Here is a 10,049-nt window from a genome sequence, read left to right as displayed (position 1 = left end):
TCGATACCAAACTTCGTGCCGACCAAGTGTTGCAAGACAAGTTAAACAGCTTGCCAAATACCACCGTGATCATGAATGCATTGAGTACAGAAGTGGTCGGTGATGGTGCTCAGGTGACGGCATTGAAATATAAAGACCGTGCTACTGATGTTGAACATACGGTTGAGCTGGCAGGGATCTTTGTACAGATCGGCTTGTTGCCAAACACCGATTTCTTAAAGAACAGTGCGGTGGAGTTGAGCAACCGTGGCGAGATCGTGATTAATGATCGTAACGAAACCAGTGTCAAGGGTGTATTTGCCGCAGGTGACTGTACCACCGTGCCTTACAAGCAAATTATCATTGCTACTGGTGAAGGTGCCAAAGCCTCACTGTCTGCCTTTGATTACATGATCCGTTCAGGCGTTTAAATGCTTTAAAAAATGAAACACGCACTTATGTTTTCCGATGTAAGTGCGTGTTTTTACAAATTTTCAACTTTATTCTTTATGCAGTTTATGGTTATATTTTTGCTATCCATTCCTATTGGATGCCACAAAGAAAAGGAAATAGACAATGAATAAATTACTTGTTGCATTAGGTCTTGCTGCTACTGTTGCGCTTGTAGGCTGTAATAAAGATAAAGCACCTGAAACTGGCGCGACCACAGGTGAACATTTAGAACACGCGGCTGATCAGGCTGGTGCTGATATTAAAGACGCTACTCAAAACGCGACTAGCGATGTTGCAACTGCGGTAGATACAGCGGGCGATCAAATTGATGCTGCTGCTGATCATACGGCAACTGCAACTGCTGAAGCTGCTGCAAAAACTGAAGCTGCTGCACGTGATGCGACAGCTAAAGTTGCGGGTGCAGTAGAGTCTGGTGCTGCTGACGTGAAAGAAAAAGCTCAACAATAATTGAGTTGACATAAAAAAGCCTCTGTTCACAGAGGCTTTTTTATTGGGTGTCCTAGCTCAACAGCCCTTCATCACGCATGGCAATCTGCACTGACTGACGTTCAGCAATTTTATTGCGTAACGCAATCACGTTGATATACGGGGTTAAATCATGCTCGATATGATTCGACCAGTTGGTGAGCACAAATAAATAGGCATCCGCCGGGCCAAAATTATCATCTACCAGATAATCACAGTCTGATTCAGCCAGATAGTTATCGATATATTTCAATAAACGGTCAACTTCAGCATAGGCCTTGGTCTTTTCATCATCGGTAAGTTTACCGGTAAAGAAAACCGCATAAGCATCATGCAATTCCGAGTTCAAATATCCCAACCATTCCAGAACTTTGGCACGTCCCATACCTGATGGCGGAATCAGGTCCTGCTTCGGATCGTGTTGCGCAAGAAACGGTAAAATCGCCACATTTTCGGTTAAAATCAAACCTGGATTAATTTCCAAAGCCGGTACATAACCCTTTGGATTAATCTCGTAATAATCTGCACCTTTTGAGGTTTTATGTGTTTTTAGATCAACTCGTTCTAAATCAAAATCTACATTGATTTCATTTAAAATAATGTGGGCTGCCAATGAGCATGCGCCAGGTGAATAATACAACTTCATAATTGATCCTTGTTATCTAACAACTTATGCTCTAGAACGTTCCTACGAAACTCGAGAACAGACAGAATTAAAATTTATAATCGCTTTCATGCTAAGAACATCTACACCACTACTATTAATAAATTTTTTTCGACCTTGCAAGTTATATTCCGTGACGATTGATTAATTTATGAAAAAACAACCAAACAATGTCACGTAAACTGGATTAGGCTCGACCAAAAAGCTTGCCTAACCATTCAAATAACGAATTTAGAAATTCCACGATAATATGTTTCGGATGATTAGGTTCAAGTTGTGAATCTGCGGTTTTCATATCCAGATCAACAATCACAGGATCATGGTCTGAAGAACGGTAGGCATCAGCCGCAAAGAACAGATCCTTTTGCGCATCGGTTTTATATTCCTCGTTATAATCCAATACCGTTGGCTCATCGGCATTGATATGCCAGGCAAAGGCTTTAATCACACGTTTATACAGATTGGCATCGGCAATGGCATGATCTAGGTTACCTGCACCGCCATAACCATCTGCATCACTCGATACACCAAAGACATAGCTATATGCCTGATTGCCCTCACCGACCTTACTGTCATTCAACAGAACTTTATAATTGGCTTTCTCAAAAGTCAGAATCGGATCTTCTTTGGCATAACTATTCATATCACCTAAAAGTAAGATATTCGGATTCTTCACTTGGGTTGGATTCTTAGCAATCCATTGCGTGAGTTGTTCAACTGCTTTCACACGGGTTGGGTTCCAGCACCCTTGTCCATCGCGTTGATCTGCATCGAGAGAATTTTCATCGACACCTTTACAGCCTTTCGATTTAAGATGGTTTGGAATCACCGTAAAGATTTGCCCACCTTGTACAGGCTTGAAGGATTGTGCAATGGTCGAACGGTTTTTATCACCCAGATCCAATACCGCAGCTTTATTCACGGGTTGAACACGTTTGCTGTTATAGATAATCGCAACCGCAATCACATCCGTACCCAGCTGATTAAGTTCTTCTGGAATCACATATTTCCAGTCTGGCCCTAAAGCCTTAGTCAAGTTAGCAACTGCACTATCACTGCCATAACCATTATTGGCAATCTCCATCAAGCCATATACATCAGCATCGATTGATTTTAATGCGCTCACAATTTTGGCATGCTGTTTGTCGAACTCAGCCTGACTGTTAGCGCCACGTTCGGTTGGGAAGCCAGTCTTGCCATTGTCATAGTTGAGTACATTAAATGCTGCAACACGAACATGTTTGCTTTGCTTAGCCGTAATCGTTGGCCGCGGATTGGTGCTGGTCACGACTTCCGGCAAGTTTGCCCCTGCAATGGGTTGTACACGCCAGGCATTAAAACGGTATTCCAAAATACCTTGTGCATTTTTTAACTGATAGCCTGAGCGCAGTGTATTTAAAGCACTAAAGTTTTGTGGCAACCACGGCGCACGGTTTTGATTGTTATAACCATCATCAAAGATAATTTTTGAAAGCAGATTTTGCTGTGCTAACGCCTTGGCTTCATTTGAAAGTGCCGGATACAGATTGGTTGGAATAAACAGCCGTCCCAGACTTAAAGACAACTCCCCATAACGACCGAAATTATAGTTTTCACTGACCGTCAACGTTTGCGGTAATTTTATCAACATACCCTGATAACGTTTCGGTGAGTTCCCTGCCGTATCGGTCAAACTGCTAAAGGGTAAATTCAAATCCAGGGGTTGAATCAATGACGCCATGTTCTGGTTACAGGTCTTGATATCCTGCTGCAACTGATCCAATTGAAGCTGGTTTTGATAACTGGTTAAACGGCCACGCAAGATCACTTCATCACCAACCTGCCCACCGTTTATGGCACTACTTGCAGGAATATAGACGAAGATGGCATTGCTGACATTTGGCGTTGCTTTGCTATCAGGTGTTTGCACATAGAAACCGGAGAAACCGTTGTTATAACGATAGTCTGCGGTGATCACCCCACGAATGGTATAGTTTTGATTCTGAGCTGAGTCGGCTAAACTGGCAATCGGTGTATCACGACTGCTACAACTGACTGCATCGCTAATCGGCGGTGTGGTGGTTGAACCGCTTAAGTTCGAAAAGTCATTCCGGTCCGTCCAGGCCTGCCAGGATTGATCCAGGTCAAATGGACTGGTTGGGTCAACACTCACGACTGAATTGTCTGTTTGAATGCGTTTAAAGCTGTTACCCATGCTTAAAACCGTTGTACCCCAACCTGCTGCTGGGCGCTCGCCAATGCGACCGAAACGATCTACCGGTGTCCCACGATACAGCAATATCACCGCATCATCACCATTAAAGGATAGACCAGCAACCTGATTAACCTTATTGCCTAATTGGGCTTGTAATTCTGAACGGCCGATCAGATATTTCTGTTTGCTGGCTAAACTGCCCTGTAAGGGAAATGCTGCGGTTTTAACGGTGCCGCCATTATTAAACTGCTGGATTTCATAATCTGCCAGATTGACCGTTGTGGCATCGGGGTTATAGATTTCTAACCCCTTTTTATTGCTGCTGCCATCGACATACTGACTAAACATCAGTTGTGCATGCGCCGCAGAAAAGATTGAAGATGCGCCCAACAGGCTTAAACAAATGACGATCGAATGGTATTTAAAATTATGCATGGTTTTTTACTTAGTGTTTAAATTGCCATTAGGCTATGCAAGTTCTGTGACAGCACCATGAAGATTTTTTGACAAGTTTTCATCATTTTTAAAAATAAACGACTAAATAAAATCACTTAAAAGTTTGACTTGTCCACCTGAGCACTTAAAATACGGCATTTCTACATTTATATCTCCAGAATCATGTCAAACGATCAGTTAGAAACGCAAATTACGGAACTCGACAATTTGCCTGAGCACCGTGAAATTGTGACGTTTATGCGTCGTTCAGCTCCGCTCAATACTTCACAACGTACTGCTTTAGAAGATTATCGTGATTTAATTTTGGAATACCCTGTTGGTGATTTACGCCAGCATTTTGAACATCCTGAACGTCCATTAACCGTTGAAATCGGTTTTGGTATGGGCCGTTCTTTGGTGTTAATGGCAAAGGCCAATCCTGAGCGTAACTTTGTCGGCATCGAAGTGCATGTGCCTGGTATCGCACAGTGTGTTTATGAAGCGGGTATGGCTGGCTTAAAGAATCTGTTTGTACTGGATGCCGATGCCATTCAGGTATTACGTGAAATGCCAGACAACAGCATTAACTGTGTACAGCTTTACTTCCCGGATCCATGGCAGAAGAAACGTCACTTTAAACGCCGTTTTGTCATTCATGAGCGTATGCAACTGGTTGAACAGAAGCTTGAGCTGGGTGGGACTTTCCATGCAGCGACAGATTGGGAGCCGTATGCAGAATGGATGCTTGATATCCTAGATAACCGTCCTGATATGGAAAATCTGGCAGGTAAAGGCAATAGCTACCCTCGCCCAGACTGGCGTCCAGTGACCAAATTCGAGCGTCGTGGTCTTGAATCTGGTCATAAGATTAATGATTTTATCTTTAAGAAAATTAAATAAGTCGATTTAGTTTTCGAAGGAAGCCACTAATTGTTTAGTGGCTTTTTTATTGCATAAACATTGACATGATTGAGATCAGGCTATGGCGAGTCATGCTCTAATTGTTTTAACACCTCTCCTGATTCTTTAACTCCATTTTCATAGGCTTTTTTAAACCAGTACTTGGCTTTTTCAAGGTTATGATATTCATTTATATAGAGGTAACCTAAATTATGCTGGGCCATAGGGAAATTCTGCTCAGCTGCACTTTCATATAGTTTTAAAGCCCTCTTTTCATTCTTGGGCACCAGCAAACCATCAGAATATATATTTGCCAGATTATATTGGGCTTCAGGCATATTTTGTCGTGCGGCCTTTTCATATAACTCCATGGCTAGACCAATATCTTTTTTCACCCCTCTCCCTGAAGAATAAGCATTTGCGAGATTAAACTGGGCTTTAGCGTAGCCTTGATCTGCAGATAACCGATAAAAAGCTAAAGCTTTATTTCGGTCTTTTTCCACATAGTGACCATGGTCATACATAATGCCCAAATTATATTGTGCTTCCGGAAAATTTTTCTGTGCGGCTCGCTCATACCAGTAAAAAGCTTTTTCTTCGTTTTTCGCGGTCCCAAGGCCCTTGAAATACATGCCGGCCAAATCATTTTGAGCAATCGCTGAGCCTTGTTGCGCTGCTTGTTCAAACAAAGCCTTAGCTTTTATGTAATCTTGAGGTACATCTTGGCCCAAGAAGTATCGCCCTCCTTGCTGATAGAGCAATTCGGCTTGTACCTCCTGATTATCCCGAGTTACTTTTGAACAGGCACTGAATTGAAAAATAGTCAAAACAATCAAAATAACAATAAATTTTTCTTTCATTTCAATACCTTGTATAGATCAGATGAATACAAAGCCAAATTTTCATATCCATAGGAAAATTGAATGTACGATTACAACTTTGATTTCCAGTAGTTTGCTTTTTCTGGACTATATTTTAAGCTACTGCTTTCTGCGTAAATATCATATAACAATGCCTTGGCTGATGGATTTCCATTACGAACAGCCATTTCTGCATATCGTATTGATTCATCTAAATTCTGTTTCATACCTGCACCATTATAATATTTAAGTGCAGTATTATATTGCGCTAACGAATGGCCATGATCTGCCGCCCGCTTAAACCAGACAAGGGCTTGAAGTGGATCTTGTTCTACACCCTCACCTCGTTCATACGCCAAGCCCACATTATTTTGTGACTCGAGATCACCCTGCTCAGCTGCTTTTAATATCCATTTAAAAGATGCTTTGATGTCCTTTTCAACGCCATCTCCACCATATAATTGAGCAGCAACAACTGTCTGGGACTGTATGAGTCCAGATTCGGCAGATCGAATAAAATATGTAAACGCTTTTGCCCTATCCTGCTTTACACTTAACCCTTTATAATAAGCCAATCCTACATTATGAATCGCAGATGGATTCCCCTTTTTGGCCCCTTCTTCAAACCACATTAAAGCTTTTTGATCATCTTTTTTTACGGCTTCATTGCCATATTGATAAATCAGTCCTAATTGTAACATGGCATTAGAAGAACCTAGTTGTGCAGATTTCTCAAATAGTTCCAATGCTTTCTTTTGATCAAATTTTTCACCTTCACCTGTGGCATACATAGATGCCAATACAAAAATGGCTTCTGCATCATTTGCTTTTGCAGCCTTTTCCAGATCATGTTTAGACTTATACTCCGACACATCTTTATAGTCTTTAGTCAGCGTTCCATGAGTGTTTGCTTCTTTGTCTTGACTGCATGCTGATGTGAGCGATATTAAAGCAACAAAAAAAAATCTAAGCTTCATTAAGTAACCTCTTACTTCAACCCTTTTTCTTATCAAAATAATCTTCTGGATAAGGGTCTGGGCCTTTTAAATTCTTTCGATAATACATAACACTGATGTTGATTCCATCATTAATTAAATAATCATTGTAAAAATCCTGCTCTTTAGGATCATCAAAGCCTAGTTTTTCAAATATTTGCTCTGATAATGTTCCAAAATTTTCATATGATTTTCTATAACCAAAATAATTTACAAAAGCCATCAATGGAATACAGATAAAAATACTTATAAGTATCCACATTATTAAATATAGAAAAGAGTCCCAAGAATAATTAAAATCAAAAATGTAAAAAATTAAAAGCATTATTGACATCCCACCCCAACAAATTAAAGTGAAATAATAGGTTTGCATAATAATCGCTTTATAGCCCTTCTTTACTGAACGACCCATTTCATAGATCATATAAAGCAAACCAGATTTAGGATCAAGAATGGCATAAACCTGATAACGCCCATCTACAGGCTTGTCATTAATTACAGCGATCAGTTCATCATTTTCTTTAAAACGAGCCGTTGTAAATTGCCCTAGTAAAGAATGTCCTTCTATCTCCCCTGTAAACGTGATGCCATCTTTAGCTTTACCTGCCATCACTAGGATAGGAGCACTGGTAAGTAACGAACTACTTTCAGCCAGTACACCTGCAAAAGCAGTACCAGTTGCGATTCCTCCCACATTTTGATTTACGGGTATTTTGGATTTGGCTTTTTCTAAAGAATGGATTGGGCCTTCTACCAGTTTTAGGTTTAATTTTAGACCAGTCATCATTCACTAACTTTTTTCTTATCAAAATAATCCTCTGGATATGGGTCTGGGCCTTTTAAGTTTTTTCTATATTCCATGACACTAATATGAATGCCATCTTTGACGATACAATCATTGTAAAAATCCTGTTCAATTATTTTAAAACCTAAGACTTTAAAAATTTTATCAGATAATACTCCCATTTTCTTTGATACTCGGCCGAAAACAAGATAAGAAAAAGAGAAGGAAAATAAAAAACTTATAATAAAGCTTAAAAATAAATATTTAATAATATCATTAAAATAAATATCTACACTACCTCCATAATAAATTTTTGAACCTAATATTAAAATAGATATAAATGAAAAACATACTAGTCCTAAAAATAATGCTACCTTATTGTTATAGTTATAAGCTTTTTTCAACGACCGTCCCAATTCATACATCATATAAAGTAACCCAGTTTTAGGATCAAGTACAGCATAAGTTAAATGTCTTCCTTGCTCTTTTTCCCTACTAATCACCCAAACCTGTTCATCGCCGTTCTTAAATTGTACTGTTGTAAACTGACCAATCAAACGATAATCACCGACTTCACAAGTAAAGGATTTAGCATCTTCTCCACTTGCTGCCATTAGCAAAATTGGTGCATTTGTCATCAATGCGCTACTGCTGGCTAAAGTACCTAACATTGCCGAACCAACAGCTTGCTTCTCTATATTTTTTAAAGTATGGATTTTAGAATCTTCAATTTGAAGATTCCTTACACGGCCTTCGATTTTTATCATTTCTTATCAAAATAACCCTCTGGATAGGGATCTGGGCCTTTTAAATTTTTTCGATAATACATAACACTTCGTCTTAATTTACCCTGTTCATCAGTAAAAAAGTTATTAGCTCTAAAATCCTGATTTTTAACATTTTGAAAACCTAGCACCGTAAAAACTTGTTCTGATAATCGACAAGCCTGTTTCTGATCACGTGAAAATAAAAATGTACTTAAAACAAATAAAAATGTAAAAACAAATGGTGCTATGATAAGAGGGAGTAAATATTCAGAGAGACTAAAATCCAAACCCTGATCAAAAAAAAGCTCCCTATTAATATGATTGCATTTCCGAACAATACAAAAAATAGAGCAACAAATAGCGCTGTTTTACAAATACTTATATAGCCCTGCTTTAACGAACGCCCCATCTCATTAATCATATGTAATAATCCGTTTTTGGGATCTAAGGTTGCATAAACCAAATGTCGTCCTTGTTCTTTTTCTTCACTAATTACCCAAACCAGTTCATCACCATTCTTAAATTGTACTGTGGTAAACTGACCAATCACACGATAATTACCGACTTCACATGTAAATGATTTAGCATCTTCTCCTCTAGCGGCCATCATCATAATAGGAGCATTGGTCGCCAAGCTACTGCTTGCAGTTAAAGCTCCTATCATTGTAGTACCCGCAGCTTGTTTTTCGATGTTTTTAAATGGATAAACTTTGGAATCTTCAATTTGAAGATTCCTTACACGGCCTTCGATTTTTATCATTTTTTATCAAAATAATCCTCTGGATAAGGATCTTTTCCTTTTAAACTTCTACGGTAATACATCACACTACGTTTGAAAGTATGCCCATTTTCCTTAAAATGATCTGCAGTTCCAAAGAAATCTTGATTTTTAACATCTTCAAAACCTAACACCTCAAAGACTTGTTCTGATAGTCGACAGGCCTGTTTCTGATCACGTGAAAAAAGGAAAGTACAAAGTACAAGTATGAAAGAAAAAAGAAATGGAGGGATAATAAAAAGTGTAAAATATTCAAAAAGACTATATCCCAAACCATTTTCGGAAATAAACCAAGTCACTAATACGATACAGTTAATGATAAATATAGAGAATAACCCCAAGACTATTGCTGTTTTAATAATACTAATATAACCACATTTTAAAGAACGCCCCATCTCATTAATCATATGCAATAATCCAGTTTTGGGGTTTAGGGTTGCATAAACCAAATATCGTCCTTGTTCTTTTTCTTCACTAATGACCCAAACCAGTTCATCGCCATTCTTAAATTGTACTGTTGTAAACTGACCAATTACTCGATATTCGCCCACCTCACAAGTAAAAGATTTAGCAGCTTCTCCTCTTGCTGCCATCATCATAATAGGAGCATTGGTTGCCAAACTACTGCTTGCAGTTAAAGCTCCAACCATAGCTGTACCTGCTGCTTGTTTTTCGATGTTTCTAAATGGATGGATTCTGGAGTCTTCAACTTTTAAGTTTCGAACACAACCTTCAACCACTAACATTTTACTCA

General features: G+C 39.1%; 10 protein-coding genes and 1 pseudogene. 3 read left to right on the top strand and 8 right to left on the bottom strand.

Annotated features, from left to right (window positions below; genetic code table 11):
- Both ACINWC323_RS14410 and ACINWC323_RS14415 read left to right on the top strand, forming a co-directional pair.
- The coding region (locus tag ACINWC323_RS14410; protein WP_009509643.1) for an FAD-dependent oxidoreductase at positions 1 to 410 on the top strand (410 nt) is incomplete at its 5' end.
- 145 nt (positions 411 to 555) lie between these two features.
- On the top strand, positions 556 to 900 hold the full coding sequence (locus ACINWC323_RS14415; RefSeq protein ID WP_005231011.1) for a hypothetical protein: 345 nt from the start codon (positions 556 to 558) through the stop codon (positions 898 to 900).
- Positions 901 to 952: 52 nt separating this feature from the next.
- On the opposite strand, the gene ACINWC323_RS14420 is transcribed toward ACINWC323_RS14415, so the two are convergent.
- Together ACINWC323_RS14420 and ACINWC323_RS14425 are read right to left on the bottom strand one after the other, a co-directional pair.
- On the bottom strand, positions 953 to 1,564 hold the full coding sequence (locus ACINWC323_RS14420; RefSeq protein ID WP_009509645.1) for a glutathione binding-like protein: 612 nt from the start codon (positions 1,562 to 1,564) through the stop codon (positions 953 to 955).
- A gap of 205 nt (positions 1,565 to 1,769) precedes the next feature.
- Entirely contained in the window at positions 1,770 to 4,211 is a 2,442-nt protein-coding gene (locus ACINWC323_RS14425; RefSeq protein ID WP_009509671.1) for an ExeM/NucH family extracellular endonuclease, read from the bottom strand.
- 183 nt (positions 4,212 to 4,394) lie between these two features.
- Here ACINWC323_RS14425 and trmB point away from each other — a divergent pair, with 183 nt between their 5' ends.
- Entirely contained in the window at positions 4,395 to 5,111 is a 717-nt protein-coding gene (trmB, locus tag ACINWC323_RS14430; RefSeq protein ID WP_005231014.1) for a tRNA (guanosine(46)-N7)-methyltransferase TrmB, read from the top strand.
- 80 nt (positions 5,112 to 5,191) lie between these two features.
- Here trmB and ACINWC323_RS14435 read toward each other — a convergent pair whose 3' ends face one another.
- The 6 genes and pseudogenes from ACINWC323_RS14435 to ACINWC323_RS14455 form a co-directional block, all read right to left on the bottom strand.
- Positions 5,192 to 5,971 carry a tetratricopeptide repeat protein gene (locus ACINWC323_RS14435; protein WP_009509656.1) on the bottom strand — a complete coding sequence of 260 codons (780 nt, stop codon included), beginning with the start codon at positions 5,969 to 5,971 and terminating at the stop codon, positions 5,192 to 5,194.
- A 71-nt stretch (positions 5,972 to 6,042) separates the two neighbouring features.
- Positions 6,043 to 6,948, bottom strand: a complete 906-nt coding sequence (locus tag ACINWC323_RS14440; RefSeq protein WP_009509679.1) for a tetratricopeptide repeat protein — start codon at positions 6,946 to 6,948, stop codon at positions 6,043 to 6,045.
- Between the two features lie 16 nt (positions 6,949 to 6,964).
- Positions 6,965 to 7,750 (bottom strand): putative type VI secretion system effector, encoded by a 786-nt coding sequence (locus ACINWC323_RS14445; protein ID WP_005231017.1) that lies wholly within the window; start codon positions 7,748 to 7,750, stop codon positions 6,965 to 6,967.
- The gene (locus ACINWC323_RS14450) at positions 7,750 to 8,517 is read right to left on the bottom strand and encodes a putative type VI secretion system effector (RefSeq protein WP_009509652.1); all 768 of its coding nucleotides are present in this window, start codon (positions 8,515 to 8,517) and stop codon (positions 7,750 to 7,752) included. The genes ACINWC323_RS14445 and ACINWC323_RS14450 overlap by 1 nt, the downstream gene beginning before the upstream one ends.
- Positions 8,514 to 9,277: pseudogene (locus ACINWC323_RS0118830) on the bottom strand (putative type VI secretion system effector). Before ACINWC323_RS0118830 ends, ACINWC323_RS14450 begins: the two are co-directional and overlap by 4 nt.
- Entirely contained in the window at positions 9,274 to 10,041 is a 768-nt protein-coding gene (locus ACINWC323_RS14455; protein ID WP_032881176.1) for a putative type VI secretion system effector, read from the bottom strand. The pseudogene ACINWC323_RS0118830 and the gene ACINWC323_RS14455 overlap by 4 nt, the downstream one beginning before the upstream one ends.
- Between the last annotated feature and the right edge of the window lie 8 nt (positions 10,042 to 10,049).

It is taken from the genome of Acinetobacter sp. WC-323, from assembly GCF_000314615.1.
Taxonomy (GTDB): Bacteria; Pseudomonadota; Gammaproteobacteria; order Pseudomonadales; family Moraxellaceae; genus Acinetobacter; species Acinetobacter courvalinii.
The sequence above is the reverse complement of the archived record's forward strand: the minus strand, read 5'-3'. Positions and strand labels throughout refer to the sequence as shown.